Origin of the sequence: Campylobacter sp. IFREMER_LSEM_CL2090, from assembly GCF_025771865.1 — a bacterium.
In the GTDB taxonomy this organism is placed as follows: domain Bacteria; phylum Campylobacterota; class Campylobacteria; order Campylobacterales; family Campylobacteraceae; genus Campylobacter_D; species Campylobacter_D lari_D.
In genome coordinates, this window is the sequence record NZ_JAKMRA010000006.1 from 42740 (window position 1) to 59212 (window position 16473).

Consider the following 16473-nt stretch of genomic DNA (forward strand, 5'->3'; position numbering starts at 1 on the left):
ATATTGTCAATAAAAAGGAGGAAGATATGCAAGATAATGTCATTGATCGTAGAAATTTTTTTAAATTAAGTCTTTTGGGTGGCGGTGTGGTTGCTGCTAGTACTATGAGTGGTGGAGCTATATTGCATGCTGCAGAATTAACTCATGCACACAAGAAAGCACAAGGAAGCTCAAATAAAATAAGAGGAAAAATGTTTTTTCAAGTGCAGACCGATTTTGATAATCTAAGTGCAGCATGTGAGAGAATTTATCCAAAAGATGAGCAAGGTGATGGTGCTATAGGCTTAGGTGTGCCTTATTTTATTGATAATCAATTAGCTTCAGCTTATGGTTATAATGATAGAGAATACTTACAAGGACCATTTATAGAAGGAATTGCCGAGCAAGGTTATCAAACCCCAATGAAACGCAATGAGATTTTCTTAGAGGGTGTTAAAGCTTTGGAAATAATATCTCAAAAGCGCTATAAAAAAACTTTTTCATCTTTAAAAGGAGTTGATCAAGATAAAATTTTAGTTGATTTAGAAAAAAATAAAATCGATTTCATAGGATTTAAATCTTCTGAATTTTTTACTCTTTTAAGAGATATGACAATAGCTGGAGTTTTGTCTGATCCAATTTATGGTGGTAATGATAATAAAAATGGATGGAGAATGATGCAATATCCTGGTGCTCAAATGAGTTATATTGACAAGATTACAAGCGATGAGTTTTTTGACATAGAGCCTATGAGCTTAGCTGATATGGAGGGATAAATTATGGTAGAAGTATTAAAAAAAGTAGATGTGGTAACAGTAGGGGCTGGTTGGACAGGTGGTATAGTTGCAGCAGAGCTTACCAAGGCTGGCTTGACTGTCTTGAGCTTAGAGCGTGGTATGATGCAAACTACGGAAAATTTTGCAATGATTCATGATGAGTGGAGATATGGTATTAACTATGGTTTAATGCAAGATTGTTCAAAAGATACAGTAACTTTTCGCCATAATGTCAATGGTTTAGCCTTACCATATAGAAAAATGGGATCTTTTTTACTTGGAAGTAATGTTGGTGGTGCAGGGGTTCATTGGAATGGTTGGACCTTTAGATTTTTACCTTATGATTTTGAGATTAAAACAAAAAGTTTTGAAAGATATGGCAATAAATTAGGCGATGATTATACTTTGCAAGATTGGGGTTTAACCTATAAAGATATGGAACCTTATTATGATAAGTTTGAAAAAATCTGTGGAATTTGTGGAGAAGAAAACCCGCTTGCTGAAAAAATGGGTTTGTTTAGATCAAGTCCTTATCCGCAAGAACCTTTAGAAAATACTAAAATGCTTAAACGCTTCGAAAAAGCTGCAAAAGAAATGAAATTACATCCATTTAGATTACCTGCGGCTAATTCAAAAGGCGGTTATACTAATCCAGATGGTCAAGATCTAGCCCCATGTCAATATTGTGCTTATTGTGAGCGTTTTGGTTGTGAGTATGGTGCTAAGGCTAGTCCTATTAATACTGTCATACCTAAAGCCATGAGTACAGGAAAATATACTATAAGAACTCATAGTAATGTTATAGAAATACTAAAAAAAGATGGCAAAGCTACAGGAGTTAGGTTTGTAGATACTAGAACTATGAAAGAGTATATTCAGCCAGCAGATATTGTAGTGCTTACAAGCTATATGTTTAACAATGCTAAGCTTTTAATGGTAAGTGGTATAGGTGAGCAATACGATCCAAATACAGGCAAAGGTACTTTAGGTAAAAACTATTGTTATCAAATCAATATGGGAACAACAGCATTTTTTGATGAGCAATTTAATACATATATGGGTTCAGGTGCTTTGGGTACAACTTGCGATGATTATAATGGGGATAATTTTGATCACTCAAAAGAGAAGTTTTTACACGGAGCTATGATTTATAGTGTGCAACTTGGAAATCGCCCTATCCAATCAGCTCCTCTGCCAAAAGGAACTCCAAGTTGGGGAGCTGAATTTAAAAAAGCTTTAAACTATAATTTTACAAGAGCCATTACAGTGGGAGGGCAAGGCGCATCTTTACCACATAAAAGTAACTATTTGAGTTTAGATCCAACCTATAAAGATGCTTTTGGAACGCCACTTGTAAGACTTACTTATAATTTTACAGATCAAGATCGTGCTTTGCATAAATTTATAACAGATAAAACAGCTGAAGTAGCTAAAAAAATGCAAGGAGTGAGATCAATTAAAAAAGGAACTTATTTAAAAGATTATAGTATTGTGCCTTATCAATCTACACATAATACGGGTGGAACTACTATGGGTGCTGATCCTCGAACAAGTGTTGTTAATACTTATTTGCAACATTGGGATATGGATAATCTTTTTGTTGTGGGTGCAGGAAATTTTCAGCACAATAGCGGATATAATCCTACTGATACAGTTGGAGCTTTGGCTTATCGTTGTGCAGAGGGTATTTTAAAATATCATAAAAATGATAGACAATTAGTATAGATATATGTGAAGCATTTTGCTTCACATATTATTTTTCACTACTATCTTTTTCTTTTTTCTTTTTCCATAAATGAAGCGCAGCCCTGCATGCCCCACCAACAATAGCAGCAATGATAAGATTTGTGATGAAATACATCGAAACCATTTTTAATTTGTTTTCATTTTGATAAAAAATGATTTTGGATTATAATATAAAAAAGCATGATGCTATATAAAAGGAAAGTATATGGAAGAAAAGTGCTATTTTACGGAATGCGGATTTAATTATACTTTATCTTTGATTTCGGGAAAGTATAAGATGAGTGTTTTATATTGTTTATTTCGTTATGAAGTAGTAAGATATAATGAACTTAAAAGATATCTTGGCAATATTTCTTTTAAGACTTTAACACATACTTTAAGAGAGCTTGAAAATGATGATTTAATCACGCGTAAAGAATACCCACAAATCCCTCCAAAAGTAGAATACCGCCTTGCTAAAAAAGGTCAAAGTTTAATCCCTATTTTACAAGCAATGTGTGATTGGGGTGAGGTAAACCAAAAGGAAGAAAAATGATAGAATTATTAGATGGTATAAATTTAGAAAAATACATGGGCACATGGCTAGAAATGGCTAGAAAACCTGCTTTTTTTCAAAAAACTTGCAAAAGTGCCAAGGCAGAATATGAGCTAGAGTATGAAGGCTCTACACCTATAATCAAAGTTAAAAATATATGCACAAAAGAAAATGGAGAAATCTCTCAAGCAAATGGCAAAGCTAGGGTAAAATCTCCAAGATCTTTAGCGGTTAAATTTAGTATTTTTATGAATGTTTTTAACAAGCCAAATTATGAGATTATTTACATTGATACAAATTATCAAGTTTCTATCGTAGGTAGTCCTGATAAAAAATATCTTTGGATTTTATCAAGAGAGATTTTAGCAAAAGAGCAAATAAACTCTTTGCTTGAAATAGCCAAGCAAAGAGGTTTTGATACTAGTGATGTGATTTTTGATGAGTATTAATCCTGCTCACTCATATCGATTACATAGCGGAATTTGGCTTTTCCTGAAGTGAGGTTTTCATAAGCTTTGTCAATCTCGCTTGGTTTGATGAGTTCAATTTCAGGATAAATTCCATGTTCTAAAGAAAAATCAAGCATTTCTTGAGTTTCTTTAATGCCCCCAATAAGCGAGCCATATACTTTTTTACCTGCTTTATGTACAAAGTGAATGATGTTAATGCTAGGACTTACTTCATGCGGAGGTAATCCTACTATAGCCATCTCACCACCAAATTTTAACAAATCTATATAAGCTAGCGGATCATAAGGGGTTGGTATAGTAGAGATGATGAGGTCAAATCTTTCTTTTACCGCACTTTTATCTGTACTAGTATAAAAATTACTCACTCCCATAGCTAGAGCTTGCGCTTTTTTGTTTTCATTTCTTGCAAAAACACTTACTTTTGCCCCCATTTTTACAGCATATTTTACTGCCATCATACCAAGCCCACCAAACCCTGCTACGGCTACACTTGAGCCTTCTTTGATGTTTGAAAATTTAAGCGGTGAGTAGGTAGTAATACCTGCACAAAGTAAAGGTGCTATCTTTTCAAGTGGAGCATTTTTGGGTACATTGATAGCAAATTTTTCACTTACTACGATGTTGTTTGAGTAGCCTCCATAGGTGTTTTCATTATCATGAAATACATCTTTGCAGTTATAAGTGTAGATGGTTTTACCATTTTCGCAAAATTGCTCTTGAGATTTTTTGCATGCTTCGCACTCCCCACATGAGTTGACCATGCACCCAACCCCAGCAAAATCACCTACTTTAAATTTACTCACATTTTCACCCACTGCGATGACTTCTCCTGCTATTTCATGCCCAGGTACACAAGGGTAGGTTGCTTCGCCCCATTCGCTTCTTGCAGTGTGTATGTCGCTATGGCAAATTCCTGCGTACTTGATAGCGATTAAGATGTCGTTTTTACCTACTTTATGGCGTGTAAATTCAAAAGGTGTGAATTTAGAATCCTTGCTAAGCATAGCATAACCTTTACTTTTAACACGACCATTTTCTAAAAAGATTTTTGAGTCCATTTTCTCTCCTTTGTGGTTTTTGAAATTATATTAAAGCTAGGTTTTTATTGCAATAGGGAAAATAAAGTAAGATACTATACTAAAGGTGTGTAGAATTAATATGTTAAAAATTTTTGATTTTTTTAACATATTTTTTTATAATGTTAAAAAATTTTATAAATTTTAACATATGGAAAAAACATGAAAGAGTTTATACCGCCAAAACTACCTTTAGATATAAAATTAAACGCAAATATTTATAACCTTATCATCAAAGCTTCAAGAAAATTAGCCGAATTAAATGGACTTAGTAAAAGCATTCCAAACCCAAATATTTTAATCAATGCTTTAATTTTGCAAGAAGCTAAAGATTCAAGTGAGATAGAAAATATTATTACTACTCACGATGAGCTTTTTTTATCTAAAATTGATGAAAAGAAACTCACAAGGGCAACAAAAGAAGTAAAAGACTATGAAAATGCTTTAAAAAAAGGATATGAGCTTTTAAAAAAAGAGCAATTATTAAGAAATGCTCATATTTTAGAAATTCAAAAAAGGTTAGAAGGGAATAATGCAGGTTTTAGAAAACAAAGTGGAACCATGCTCAAAAATCCTATTACAGGTGAAATCAAGCATATACCACCACAAAATTTTGATGATATACAAAAACTTATGAAAAATTTAGAGCAATACATTAACGATGATACTCTAGATGAACTTGATTTTTTAGTAAAAATGGCAATTATTCATTATCAATTTGAAAGTATACATCCTTTTTATGATGGAAATGGTAGAACAGGTAGGATTATAAATATACTTTATTTAGTGTATAAAGGGCTTTTGGATTTGCCTATTTTATATTTAAGTGCTTATATAGTTAAAAATAAAGATGAATATTACACTCTTTTGCAAAAAGTACGCGATGAAGGTGCTGTTTTAGAATGGATAGAATATATACTAAAAGGTGTAGAGCAAACTGCCATAAAGACAATTGAAACTATCATTATAATAGAAAAAATGATGAACGATGTAAGTGATATTTTGCAAAATAAAACAAATTTTTATAGTAAAGATTTTGTGGAACTTTTGTTTTCTCACCCTTATACAAAAATAGATTTTTTAATAAAAAAACTAGATATTTCAAGACAGAGTGCTTCAAAATATCTTAAAATTTGTGAAAAATTAGGGGTTTTAGAATGTGTTAAAATAGGTAGAAATAATTATTACATTAATACAAAACTTTTAGGACTTTTTAGAAAAGGGATTTTTTGATAGAGTAAAAATTACAATATGTAATATATTGTTTCTATGTTTTGATATAATTATGCTATAAATTAGCACATAAGGAAAGAAAATGGCTATTACTTCAGCTAAAATTGATGGTTCTTTTTTGAGAGTTTACGATGGCGATAAACAGTTGTATTCTAAATTTATACCCGCTAAAATAGATGCTATTTTAATAGGATTTACAGCATCTAGTGTTAGCGTGGAAGAGGGAGATAAGATTAAAGTTTATGATGAAAAAGGGAGAATCATGAGCTCTCATTTAAAATCAAGGCATTAAAACAATATCCACTAAATCATTTTCTTTTATATCATCATGTGCTATCATTAATGCAGCTTTGTGGTTAAGGTTGTTGATGATAGCACTTGAGCCTTGTTTTTTGCCTTTTAAATTGGCATAAATTTTTCCATCTTTAAATTCTACATTACAAGCTACAAATTCTAAATGTGAACTTTTTTTCTTATAGTCAGTATTTGCAAATGCTTTAAATATATAGTCTTTTTCTTGTAAAAGCCAAGCATTTAAAAGTTCTCTTACATATAAATTAAACATTACCATAGCCGAGTATGGAAAACCCGGTAGAGCAAAGATGAATTTATCTTCAAATTTGGCTATTTTGATGTGTTTGCCAGGTTTTACATCGACTTTATCTAAGATGATTTCATACTCTTTAACAGCTTGCTTTAAAAAGTCAAAATCCCCCATGGAAACTCCACCAGTGGTAACTAAAATATCACACGCATTAAGTGCTTGCTTTAAAACACTTGGGGTTTTTTGCATATCATCTTTTAAAAGTGGAAAAATTCTAGCTTCAGCACCAAGTTTTTTTGCCATATTAGCTATGGCTACATGGTTTGATGAACGAATTTGTGCAGGGTGTTCTAAGCTTTCGCCTAAGTCTTTGATCTCACTTCCGCTACTTAGCACGCCTATGATAGGTTTAGCAAAAACACTAATGTGAAAATATCCAAGCTCAGCCAAAAGTGCTATTTCGCTATAACCTAGTTTTGTGCCTTTAGTGAGTAAAATTTCGCCCTTGGTGTAGCTTTCGCCCACCTTTCTCACAGCAAAGCCTTGTGGAACTTTTTCTTTTATATAAACCACACCGTTTTTAACCTCAACTTTTTCCACAGGCACTAAGGTATCACAACCTTCACTCATCAAAGAGCCTGTAAAGGTTTTAACACATTCTTTATTTTGTATTTTAAAGCTTGGGAAAATTCCGGCAGGCACTTCGCCTATGATAGACAAAGGCTCATCTTGTTCGCTAAATTTAATCGCATAGCCATCCATAGAAGCAGTAGGAAATTGAGGGTTGTTAGTAGAAGCTTTGATATCTATGGCTAAAATTCTATCTAAGCACTGTGTTAAAGCGATGTTTTCTATCTTTTCATATGCTTGTATGTGTGAATGAAGTATGTCTAAACTTTGGCTATAAGAAGTTAGCATTTTAGTCCTTAGTGCTTAAAATTCCTGCTCCTTGAAGTTTCAAAGAGCGTTCTTTGGCATAAATTTTTTCGCCATTAATGATATCATATTTCCATATAGGTGCGCTTGCTTTAAAATCTTCTACAAAATCATTAATTAACTTAAGTCCTAATTTTCTTTGCTTGCTTAAAACCCCAGCAAAATAAGAACTCTCATGCACCTTAACCTCGCCGATAGAGTGAGCAAACATCAAACTTACATTTTTATTTGCAAGTTTTTGGCACCATTTTTCAAACCAAGTTTTTAATAAAGGCTCATATATATCAAAACTTAAAGCCTCAATCTCATCTTCAGCCCTCACTATACCGCAAAATGTGATCAAAGCTCCGCAGTTTTTATCTTTAGCATATTCATACCATCTAGCATAAATGCTAGGAATTTCTAAGGCTCCTTGGTGTAATTCAAACATAACTCATCCTCCACAAACCGGTGGTAATAAGCAAATTTTATCCCCATCTTTTAAGGTAGTTTTATCATCAAAAACCATTTCATCATTTAAAGCAACTGCACAAAGTTCAAGCCATTCTTTTAAGCTTTCATCTTGTCCTAAAATTGCTTTTAATTCTTTAAGATTGCTTACATTTAGTTCTAAGCTTTCTTTGTTAATTGGCCCTAGAAATTCAACTTTTACCATTTTTTTTACCTTTATTCTTTTATTTCTAAAATTCCCATCATTCCAAGATCTTCATGCTCTAAAATATGGCAGTGAAACATTCTAATACCGGTAAATTTTTGACTCATTCTAAGTTTCAATTCTTCTCCAGGTCTTACATTAATCGTATCTTGCAATGCTCTGAATTTTGCTTTTGTTATTTTACCCTTAAAATTAGAAGATATGAGTTCAAATTGTGTTCCATGTATATGGAAAGGATGATCCATATGCGATTTGTTTTTTATTACCCATTCTTCTACTTCATTTAATTTTGAGGTTAAATCCGTTCTATTCATATCAAATGTTTTACCATTGATTAAAAACATAGAGGCAAGGCTTTTTTTGATTTCTTCTTCACTTTTTTTACTAATACCATGCATTTGCATATGATCTTCGCTCATAATCACTTCTTTAAAGCTTGTAGCTTCTTTTAAAGGTGGAAATTCTCGTAGCTTTTCAGGTATGTTTTCTATAGTTTTTTCTACTTTAAGATTAGCTAACATAAGAGTGTAAGGTTCTTCTTTAACAAGCATTTTATCGCGGTCATAATAAGTACTTTCAAGTTTAAATTCACCCTTACTTGCTTTGATTAGCACTTCTACTCTTGAAGCAGGACTTAAAAATAATTCATCTAATTCAACACCTTTTTCTATAAGTCCTCCATCAGTTCCTACTAAAATAAATTTAGCACCTTTAATGCGTAAATTTAAATATCTTGCCGCACAAAAATTATAAATACGAATTCTTTGAGCTTTGTCAAGTGTTATTTTTGGTTTTAATTGTCCATTGATAAGAACTAAATTTCCTTCTCTACCATTTAGCCAATCAAATAAATTATTATCAGGAATTTGTGCGTTTTCATCTAAACGCAAATCACTAATCACCCAATCTTGTTCTTGTAAATGCGACAACGCGTCTTTTTTGGCTTTTACTACAAATACCCCTGCTAAGCCTTTATAAACTTGCTTTGCTGTGGTGTAGTGTGGGTGTGGATGATACCAGTAGGTTCCTGCTGAATTTTCTCCAAGTTTAAAGCGATAAATTCTTTCTCTACCAGGCATGATAGGATCGTGTGGGTTGCCATCTTGCTCAGGTGGTATGTCAAGTCCATGCCAGTGGATAGTAGTTGGCTCTTTTAAACTATTTTTTACCAAAATTTCAACCGTATCACCTTCATAAACTTCTATTTTAGGTCCAGGTATAGAGCCATTGTAAGTAAAGCATTTTGTTTTTTTACCTTTAACAAGCTCTATTTGACTTTCTTTGATTTCTATACTTGATCTAAAGAAATTTTTCTTTGTGCTTGTGTTTTTTAGAAGTTTTAAATTTGCTAATGTTTGTCCGCTAGGAAAGTCTTTTTCATCGAGTAGTTTAATGTTTGGATTTTCTAGTTTGATAAAAGAAGTATCGATTTCTTTTGTATCTTTTTGTGTATGTTTTGAGTGTATATTATGATGAGAATGATCCCCCATTGCATAAGCGCTGCTAATACTTGCTAAGCCTAAAGCATTAAATTTTAAAAATAACCTTCTATCCATTAAATTTTTACTCCTAAATTAATTTTGATTTGGATTTTGATTATAGCTATTGTTTGATTAATGATTGTAAATTATAAAAACAAGATATAATTTTAATATGATTTGTTATACAAGTGGTTTTAAATCAAAAAATTAAGGACAAATAATGCTAATTAAAAATCATTTAGATAAAGACTTTCAAACTCCTGCTTATATTTTAGAAGAAGACAAGCTTAGAAAAAATTGTGAGCTTTTGGCTAAAGTGAGTGAGCAAAGTGGAGCAAAAGTCTTGCTTGCTCTAAAGGGTTTTGCTTTTTCAAGTGCTATGGATATAGTGGGTGAGTATCTATCAGGTTGTACTTGCAGTGGGCTTTGGGAAGCTAAATTTGCAAAAGAATATATGAACAAAGAAATTCATACTTTTTCACCTGCTTTTAAAGATGATGAAATAGATGAAATCATAGATCTTTCACACCATATAGTATTTAATTCTTTTAATCAGTTTAAAAAATTTAAAGACAAAGCAAGTAAAAAGTCTCTTGGTTTGCGTTGCAATCCAGAGCTTTCAGTAGCCCCAAAAGAACTTTATAATCCTTGTGGCAGATTTTCAAGATTAGGAATTCGTGCAATTGATTTTGAAAATGAAGATTTAAGCGCTTTAAGTGGGCTTCATTTTCATGCTTTGTGTGAAGAAAGTGCGTATTCTTTAGAGCTTGTGTTAAATGCTTTTGAGGCTAAATTTTCAAAATTTATTAAAAATATAAAATGGGTTAATTTTGGTGGAGGTCATCATATTACTAAAGAAGGTTATGACACGCAAAAACTAATTGATCTTTGTAAAAAATTTAGCGATAAATACGGTGTGCAAGTGTATCTTGAGCCAGGTGAGGCTGTGGGTTGGCAGTGTGGGACTTTAGTTGCAAGTGTAATAGATATAGTAGAAAATGAGAAAAAAATAGCTATTCTAGATACTTCAAGCGAAGCTCATATGCCAGATACTATCATTATGCCTTATACAAGCGAGGTTTTAAATGCTAGAATTTTATCAAGTCGTGATGGACAAAATTACAGCGAGTTAAAAGAAAACGAATTTGCTTATTTACTTGGTGGCAATACTTGCTTAGCAGGGGATATCATGGGTGAGTATGCTTTTAATCAAGAGTTAAAAATAGGACAAAAAATAGTATTTTTAGATCAAATTCATTATTCCATAGTTAAAAACACTACTTTTAATGGAGTAAGACTTCCAAATTTAATGTTCTTAGATAAGAATGAAAATTTATCTATGGTAAGAGAGTTTTGTTATGAAAATTATTCAAAAAGAAACTAAAAATTGAGTTTTTTTGTAGTTTTTTGCAAATTTATGTTTTTTAAATAAAACTTTTTTTAAAATAAAAATGAAAACTGAAAATTAACAAAACTACAATGCTAAGCTTTTTCTAGCGTGTAATGTTTAGGAGTAATTTATGCATAGAGTTATACTAGCTCTTTTAGCCTGTTTTAACTTTCTATTTGCTCAAGAAAATTTTGAAGTTAAAAATACTCAAATTTGGGATGTGCAAAGAGTGATGAATATAGAAAGTTATCAAAATTTTGGTGCTTTGTGGACTAAACTGCAAGGTGAGTATATTGCAAGTGCTGTTTTGATTATACTTATAGTCGTAATTTCAGCTTTTGCTTTGCATTATATGGTCATAGGTCCAAAGAAATTTTCTCATGATGGTAAGAAAATTTACGCTTTTTCAGTATTTGAAAGATTGTTTCATTTTGTAGCAGCAATCTCTTGGATTATCCTTGTACCAACCGGACTTATTATGATTTTTGGATCGTATTTTGGCGGTGGATTTTTTGTAAGAATGTGTAAAAACTTACATGGTATTGCTACTATTTTATTTATCATTTCCATCATTCCTATGCTTTTGTGTTGGATTAAAAGAATGCTTCCTGCAAGTTATGATTTAAGATGGATGATGATAGTAGGTGGATATTTAAGCAAAGAGAAAAAACCTGTGCCTGCGGGTAAGTTTAACTTTGGTCAAAAATCTTGGTATTATATAGCTGTTTTTGGTGGCTTTTTGATGATAATCACTGGTGCGTTTATGTTTTTCCTTGATTTTAATTCTACTTCTTTGCAATCTATTTTTGGAATTTCTCATATAGATATTTTAAGAGCTTCAGCTATCATCCATAATATTTTGGGTATTTTATGTGCAGTATTTTTTGCTATTCATATTTATATGGCCGTATTTGCTATTAAAGGAAGTATCCACTCTATGATTAGTGGTTATAAAGAAGAAGAGGAAGTTTATATTTTACATTCTTATTGGTATAAAGAACTAAGCGATAAAAAACAAATCAATCCATCGTTTACTTACGATTCTAAAACAAAATTTTAAAATCTCACTTGATTTTTTTAAATTTTCCTTGTTATAATCAAATAAAAATAACAAGGAAAATTAATGATACAAGATATTGATCTTTCGCGTAAATATTTTTATGAATTTTTCTCAAAAGCTTTTAATTTTATTGATGAAAATGAATTTAAAATTTGGCATGAGCAAGTTTTAGTTTTAGCTCAATGTCCTTTAGATGATAGTTTAAAGTCTGATTTTGAACAACTTAGCGCATGTGATTTTGCAAGTTTTAAAGAAGAACAAAATGGAGTGTTTTTTGATTTTTCTTATGTGAATGTGCCTATTAGTGCTTCTTTTTATGATGAGGGTAGGGATGATGGCAAAATGAAGCTTCAAGCCTGTGAAATCATTAGAAAAACCAAATTTAGAAAAAAAGAAGATTGTAGGCAAAGTGAAGATGAATTTGGCTTTTTGTTTGCTTTTATGGCAAGTATTATTGAGCATGATTTAAAAGTTGCACAGCAATTATTTCGTTTTGTGATAAACCCTGTAATAGATGAGTTTATAGAAAAATTACAAATCCACAAAAACTCAAATTTTTACATTGCTATTGCCAATATTATGAAAGTCTTTTTTGCAAATGAAAGAGCTTATTTGGAAGTACAAGCACCTATAAAAAAAGAAGGTAAAAGTATAGCAGATGAGGCTTTACAAAGACTTCCTTATGAGCCAAGACTTCCTACTAAATTTAGCAAAACAAATATAGAAGAACTTAGTAAATTATAAAAATTAATATGTATTTTGTTACCAAAATACATATTATAAAAATCATCTTTTTATGAAAATAGAAATTAAATAAAATCTTAAGTGAAAATATGCAAAATTTATTTTGTTAAGTGTATAAATACTTTGAAAATAAGTATTTATAGTTATTCTTTACTTTTATTTCAAAGGAGAGAACATGGAGGCCAATCAAAGAAGGGATTTTTTAAAAAAATCTTTGAAAATTGGTGCTTTAGGGGTAGTAGCTGGGGCAAGTGTGAATGCTTTAGCTAAAGATGATTACCAAGAGCAAAATACCGTAGTTTTAGGAAAAAGTGCTAAAAAAGAAGTGCTTTATAAAAAAACTATGCATTGGGAAAAATACTACAAAATAGCTTATTAATTAAGAAAGGAAGAAGATGGCATTAGCAAGAAGAAATTTTCTTAAGCTTGCTGGTATTGCTGGTCTTGGAACTGCGGCTTTTGGTAGTGAAAACAAAGCTATTAGAGCTGCAAGTGAACAAGAAGTAGCAAATCCTTATCCAGATTCTAAGATTGTTAGAACAATCTGTAGTATCTGTAGTGCAGGCTGTGGAATTAAAGCAGAAGTACAAGATGGAGTTTGGGTGCGTCAAGAAAACGCTATAGAACATCCTATTTCTCAAGGATCACACTGCTGTAAAGGGATAGATCAAATCGATCTTACTAAATCAAAACAGCGTATTAAATATCCTATGAAAAAAGAAAATGGCAAATGGGTGCGTTTAACTTGGGAGCAAGCTATCAATGAAATTGGCGATAAAATGCTTGAAATCCGTAAAGAAAATGGACCTGATAGTGTTATGTTTTTAGGTTCGGCTAAATTTAATAACCAACAAGCTTATTATTTTAGAAAATTTGCAGCATTTTGGGGTACTAACAATATAGACCACGTTGCTAGAATTTGACACAGCGCAACAGTCGCCGGTGTGGCGAATACATGGGGTTATGGCGCTATGACAAATCATTTTGGTGATGTGACTAAACACTCAAAAATGATGATTATTTTTGGTGCAAATACTGCTGTGGCAAATCCTATCGGATTTAAACACTTATTACAAGCAAAAGATCGTAATAATGCTAAATTGGTAGTTGTAGATCCTGTATTTACAAAAACTGCAGTACATGCTGATGAATATGTAAGAATTCGTCCAGGCACAGATATAGCTTTAGTTTATGGTATGCTTCATTTGATCTTCAAAAACGGTTGGGAAGATAAAGAATTAATCAAAACTAGAACTTATGGTGTTGAAGAAATAAAAGCAGAGGCTGCTAAATGGACTCCTGAAGTTGTAGAAGATGTAACAGGCGTTCCAGCTGCTCAACTTGAAAAAATTACAAGAATGCTAGCTACAATCAAACCTGCTACGCTATTTTGGGCTTTAGGTATTACTCAACACTCGGTAGGTAGCTCCAACACAAGAATTCTAGCTATCTTACAACTCGTTCTTGGTAATATAGGCAAACCAGGTGCAGGAACAAACATCATTAGAGGTCATGATAATGTTCAAGGTGCTACTGATATGGGCTGTTTGGCTGATACTTTACCAGCTTATTATGGGCTTGATGATAATGCGTGGAATCATTTTGCTAATTTTTGGAATGTAGATAGAGAATATTTAAATTCAAGATTTTATTCTAAAGAATGGATGCATGAAAAAGGTTTTTCACTAGCAAAATGGTGGCAAGGCGTTTTACATGAAGAAAAAACTTATTCTAACTCACCTATCCGTGTGCTTTGGGTGCAAGGAACGGGTATTACTTCTATGGCGCATACGGTAAAAATTCAAGAAGCGCTTAAAAAACTTGATATGATTGTAATCGCTGAACCTTTTGTAAATGAAGTAGCAGTTTTAGCAGATCGTTCTGATGGTATTTATATTATCCCTGCTTGTACTCAATTTGAAACAGAAGGTTATGTCACTGCGACTAATCGTGCTATGCAATGGCGTTCTCAAGTAGTAAAACCAATTTATGAAAGCAAAGAAGATCAAGAGATTATGTTTGCTTTTGCTAAAAAATTCGGTTTTTATAAAGAATACACTCGCGGTATGAAAATGGAATTGAAAGATCATAAGCTTGTGCAAACAAGAGATGATAATGATGATAATTTTATATGGCCTGATGATGCTACAAGAGAAATGAGTAATGGTCTTTTAAGTATAGGTTTAAGAGGTATTTCAGCTGAACGCTTAAGAAAACACCAACAAAATTGGGAACATTTTGATCCTGATACTCAAAGAGGTCTTGGTGGTGAAGTTAAAGGTGAATACTATGGCTTACCTTGGCCTTGTTGGGATGAACAACATCCGGGAACTTCTATATTATGGAATACTGATGTGCCTTATGAAGAAGGCGGTATGGGCTTTAGAAACCGCTTTGGTTTAGAGCATGAAGGACATTCTCAATTAGCAGATGATGCCTTTACTCCAAAAGGATGTAAAGTTAAAGGTGGTTACCCACAAATCACTAAGGCAAATATTGAAAAAGTATTTAATATCAAACTAAGTGATAGCGAAAAAGAATTAATGGGCGCTAGCTGGAGTACAGATATTTCAGGTATTATTTTAGAAAAATGTAGAGAAAAGAGTGCTTGCTGTTTAGGTAATGCAAGAGCTAGAATGAAAGTTTGGGAATTTGCAGATCCTATTCCGTTACATAGAGAGCCTATTCACTCACCTCGTTGGGATTTGGTTAAAAAATATCCTACTTGGGGTGATCAAGAGAAAAATTTCAGAGTTGAGAGTAAATTTATCAGCGAGCAACAAAAGAAAGATTGGAGTAAAGAGTTTCCAACTATCATTTCAAGTATGCGTTTAGTAAATTTAAGTGGTGCAGGTATGCTTGAGAGAACTAGTAAATATCTTGCTGCAATCACACCTGAAATGTTTGCTAATGTTCACCCTGAACTTGCCTTAAAATATGGTATAAATGATGGAGATATGATGTGGATTCATTCACCGCAAGGTACTAAGATTAAAGTAAAATGTGTGCATAATCATTCTGTTACACCGGATAGAATTTGCTTGCCTTATAACTTTGCGGGTATTATGCAAGGAGTGGATTTAAGTTATAATTATCCTGAAGGCACTAGACCTTATACTATAGGTGAAAGTTCTAACACGGTTACTAACTATGGTTTTGATATAAATACGCAAATTTCTGAATTTAATGCAGGACTTTGCAGACTTGAAAAGGCTTAAGGGGTAAGTTATGGCTAGAATGAAATTTTATGTAGATAATAATCGCTGTATTTCTTGCTTTGCTTGTCAAGTGGCTTGTTCAAGTGCGCACGAAGTGCCAGTGGGGATTAATAGAAGAAAGGTAATCACTCTAAATGAAGGCATAGAAGGAAAAGAGTTTTCAACAACTCTTGCCTGCCAACACTGCACAGATGCTCCATGTGAGCAAGTTTGTCCTGTAAAATGCTTTTATATTAGAGCTGATGGTATTGTTTTACATGATAAAAAAACTTGTATAGGTTGTGGGTATTGTCTTTATGCGTGTCCTTTTGGTGCTCCACAATTTCCAAGAGATGGTGCTTTTGGTATTAAAGGTCAAATGGATAAATGTACTATGTGTGCAGGTGGTCCTGAACCTACTAACTCTCATGAAGAAAGAGAACTTTATGGACAAAATCGTATCGCAGAAGGTAAAGTGCCTATGTGTGCTGCGGTTTGTTCTACAAATGCACTTTTGGTTGGTGATGCAGCTGAAGTTAGTGCAATGTATAGAAAAAGAGTTTTGCTTAAGGGCCAAAATTTAGGACTTGATGCAAAATAACCCAAAGGGTGTTTACAGGCACCCTTTTTTACTACTTATAATCCAAGGTT

17 protein-coding genes are annotated in these 16473 nt (G+C 32.6%); 12 read left to right on the forward strand and 5 right to left on the reverse strand.

Features of this window, described 5'->3' with window-relative positions:
- The first annotated feature begins 26 nt into the window (after window positions 1-26).
- The 4 genes from L8V85_RS04670 to L8V85_RS04685 all read left to right on the forward strand — a co-directional run bounded on the left by L8V85_RS04670 (window position 27) and on the right by L8V85_RS04685 (window position 3485).
- The gene (locus L8V85_RS04670) at window positions 27-755 is read left to right on the forward strand and encodes a gluconate 2-dehydrogenase subunit 3 family protein (RefSeq protein WP_039625404.1); all 729 of its coding nucleotides are present in this window, start codon (window positions 27-29) and stop codon (window positions 753-755) included.
- Window positions 756-758: 3 nt separating this feature from the next.
- Window positions 759-2480: a GMC family oxidoreductase gene (locus tag L8V85_RS04675; protein WP_263737565.1), complete on the forward strand. Its 1722-nt coding sequence runs from the start codon at window positions 759-761 to the stop codon at window positions 2478-2480.
- Between the two features lie 226 nt (window positions 2481-2706).
- Entirely contained in the window at window positions 2707-3036 is a 330-nt protein-coding gene (gene rrpA / locus L8V85_RS04680; protein WP_263737566.1) for a MarR family transcription factor RrpA, read from the forward strand.
- Complete coding sequence (locus tag L8V85_RS04685) at window positions 3033-3485, forward strand: lipocalin family protein (RefSeq protein ID WP_263665587.1); 453 nt, start codon at window positions 3033-3035, stop codon at window positions 3483-3485. The genes rrpA and L8V85_RS04685 overlap by 4 nt, the downstream gene beginning before the upstream one ends.
- Here L8V85_RS04685 and L8V85_RS04690 read toward each other — a convergent pair.
- On the reverse strand, window positions 3482-4564 hold the full coding sequence (locus tag L8V85_RS04690; RefSeq protein ID WP_263737567.1) for an NAD(P)-dependent alcohol dehydrogenase: 1083 nt from the start codon (window positions 4562-4564) through the stop codon (window positions 3482-3484). The genes L8V85_RS04685 and L8V85_RS04690 overlap by 4 nt on opposite strands.
- A gap of 180 nt (window positions 4565-4744) precedes the next feature.
- Between L8V85_RS04690 and L8V85_RS04695 the strand changes: the two genes are divergently transcribed.
- Entirely contained in the window at window positions 4745-5815 is a 1071-nt protein-coding gene (locus tag L8V85_RS04695) for a Fic family protein (protein WP_263676359.1), read from the forward strand.
- 82 nt (window positions 5816-5897) lie between these two features.
- Window positions 5898-6107, forward strand: a complete 210-nt coding sequence (locus L8V85_RS04700; RefSeq protein WP_263737568.1) for a hypothetical protein — start codon at window positions 5898-5900, stop codon at window positions 6105-6107.
- On the opposite strand, the gene L8V85_RS04705 is transcribed toward L8V85_RS04700, so the two are convergent.
- From L8V85_RS04705 to L8V85_RS04720, 4 genes are read right to left on the reverse strand one after another with little or no spacing between them, the layout of a single operon-like run.
- Window positions 6096-7277, reverse strand: a complete 1182-nt coding sequence (locus tag L8V85_RS04705; protein ID WP_263737569.1) for a molybdopterin molybdotransferase MoeA — start codon at window positions 7275-7277, stop codon at window positions 6096-6098. The two genes, L8V85_RS04700 and L8V85_RS04705, sit on opposite strands and share 12 nt — an antisense overlap.
- Window position 7278: 1 nt before the next feature.
- A complete protein-coding gene (locus L8V85_RS04710) occupies window positions 7279-7725 on the reverse strand; it encodes a molybdopterin synthase catalytic subunit (RefSeq protein ID WP_263737570.1) in 447 nt (148 codons plus the stop codon).
- Window positions 7726-7728: 3 nt separating this feature from the next.
- On the reverse strand, window positions 7729-7950 hold the full coding sequence (locus L8V85_RS04715; RefSeq protein WP_263665582.1) for a MoaD/ThiS family protein: 222 nt from the start codon (window positions 7948-7950) through the stop codon (window positions 7729-7731).
- An 11-nt stretch (window positions 7951-7961) separates the two neighbouring features.
- Complete coding sequence (locus L8V85_RS04720; protein ID WP_263737571.1) at window positions 7962-9506, reverse strand: multicopper oxidase family protein; 1545 nt, start codon at window positions 9504-9506, stop codon at window positions 7962-7964.
- A 145-nt stretch (window positions 9507-9651) separates the two neighbouring features.
- Between L8V85_RS04720 and nspC the strand changes: the two genes are divergently transcribed.
- From nspC to fdh3B, 6 genes are all read left to right on the forward strand, one after another.
- On the forward strand, window positions 9652-10815 hold the full coding sequence (gene nspC / locus L8V85_RS04725) for a carboxynorspermidine decarboxylase (RefSeq protein ID WP_263737572.1): 1164 nt from the start codon (window positions 9652-9654) through the stop codon (window positions 10813-10815).
- A 136-nt stretch (window positions 10816-10951) separates the two neighbouring features.
- The gene (locus tag L8V85_RS04730) at window positions 10952-11881 is read left to right on the forward strand and encodes a formate dehydrogenase subunit gamma (protein WP_039627999.1); all 930 of its coding nucleotides are present in this window, start codon (window positions 10952-10954) and stop codon (window positions 11879-11881) included.
- A 63-nt stretch (window positions 11882-11944) separates the two neighbouring features.
- A complete protein-coding gene (locus tag L8V85_RS04735; protein WP_263737573.1) occupies window positions 11945-12625 on the forward strand; it encodes a molecular chaperone in 681 nt (226 codons plus the stop codon).
- Between the two features lie 175 nt (window positions 12626-12800).
- Complete coding sequence (locus tag L8V85_RS04740) at window positions 12801-13004, forward strand: twin-arginine translocation signal domain-containing protein (protein WP_263737574.1); 204 nt, start codon at window positions 12801-12803, stop codon at window positions 13002-13004.
- A 16-nt stretch (window positions 13005-13020) separates the two neighbouring features.
- A complete protein-coding gene (locus tag L8V85_RS04745; RefSeq protein WP_263725941.1) occupies window positions 13021-15843 on the forward strand; it encodes a formate dehydrogenase subunit alpha in 2823 nt (940 codons plus the stop codon).
- A gap of 10 nt (window positions 15844-15853) precedes the next feature.
- On the forward strand, window positions 15854-16423 hold the full coding sequence (gene fdh3B, locus L8V85_RS04750; protein ID WP_133319414.1) for a formate dehydrogenase FDH3 subunit beta: 570 nt from the start codon (window positions 15854-15856) through the stop codon (window positions 16421-16423).
- Window positions 16424-16473 lie beyond the last annotated feature (50 nt).

Bases quoted from the DNA above. Each gene is read 5' to 3' on its own strand.
- L8V85_RS04720 (WP_263737571.1), bottom strand. From the start codon at position 9,506: ATGGATAGAAGGTTATTTTTAAAATTTAATGCTTTAGGCTTAGCAAGT.
- L8V85_RS04695 (WP_263676359.1), top strand. From the start codon at position 4,745: ATGAAAGAGTTTATACCGCCAAAACTACCTTTAGATATAAAATTAAAC.
- rrpA (WP_263737566.1), top strand. From the start codon at position 2,707: ATGGAAGAAAAGTGCTATTTTACGGAATGCGGATTTAATTATACTTTA.
- L8V85_RS04740 (WP_263737574.1), top strand. From the start codon at position 12,801: ATGGAGGCCAATCAAAGAAGGGATTTTTTAAAAAAATCTTTGAAAATT.
- nspC (WP_263737572.1), top strand. From the start codon at position 9,652: ATGCTAATTAAAAATCATTTAGATAAAGACTTTCAAACTCCTGCTTAT.
- L8V85_RS04735 (WP_263737573.1), top strand. From the start codon at position 11,945: ATGATACAAGATATTGATCTTTCGCGTAAATATTTTTATGAATTTTTC.
- L8V85_RS04690 (WP_263737567.1), bottom strand. From the start codon at position 4,564: ATGGACTCAAAAATCTTTTTAGAAAATGGTCGTGTTAAAAGTAAAGGT.
- L8V85_RS04675 (WP_263737565.1), top strand. From the start codon at position 759: ATGGTAGAAGTATTAAAAAAAGTAGATGTGGTAACAGTAGGGGCTGGT.
- L8V85_RS04685 (WP_263665587.1), top strand. From the start codon at position 3,033: ATGATAGAATTATTAGATGGTATAAATTTAGAAAAATACATGGGCACA.
- L8V85_RS04730 (WP_039627999.1), top strand. From the start codon at position 10,952: ATGCATAGAGTTATACTAGCTCTTTTAGCCTGTTTTAACTTTCTATTT.
- L8V85_RS04710 (WP_263737570.1), bottom strand. From the start codon at position 7,725: ATGTTTGAATTACACCAAGGAGCCTTAGAAATTCCTAGCATTTATGCT.
- L8V85_RS04715 (WP_263665582.1), bottom strand. From the start codon at position 7,950: ATGGTAAAAGTTGAATTTCTAGGGCCAATTAACAAAGAAAGCTTAGAA.
- fdh3B (WP_133319414.1), top strand. From the start codon at position 15,854: ATGGCTAGAATGAAATTTTATGTAGATAATAATCGCTGTATTTCTTGC.
- L8V85_RS04670 (WP_039625404.1), top strand. From the start codon at position 27: ATGCAAGATAATGTCATTGATCGTAGAAATTTTTTTAAATTAAGTCTT.
- L8V85_RS04705 (WP_263737569.1), bottom strand. From the start codon at position 7,277: ATGCTAACTTCTTATAGCCAAAGTTTAGACATACTTCATTCACACATA.
- L8V85_RS04700 (WP_263737568.1), top strand. From the start codon at position 5,898: ATGGCTATTACTTCAGCTAAAATTGATGGTTCTTTTTTGAGAGTTTAC.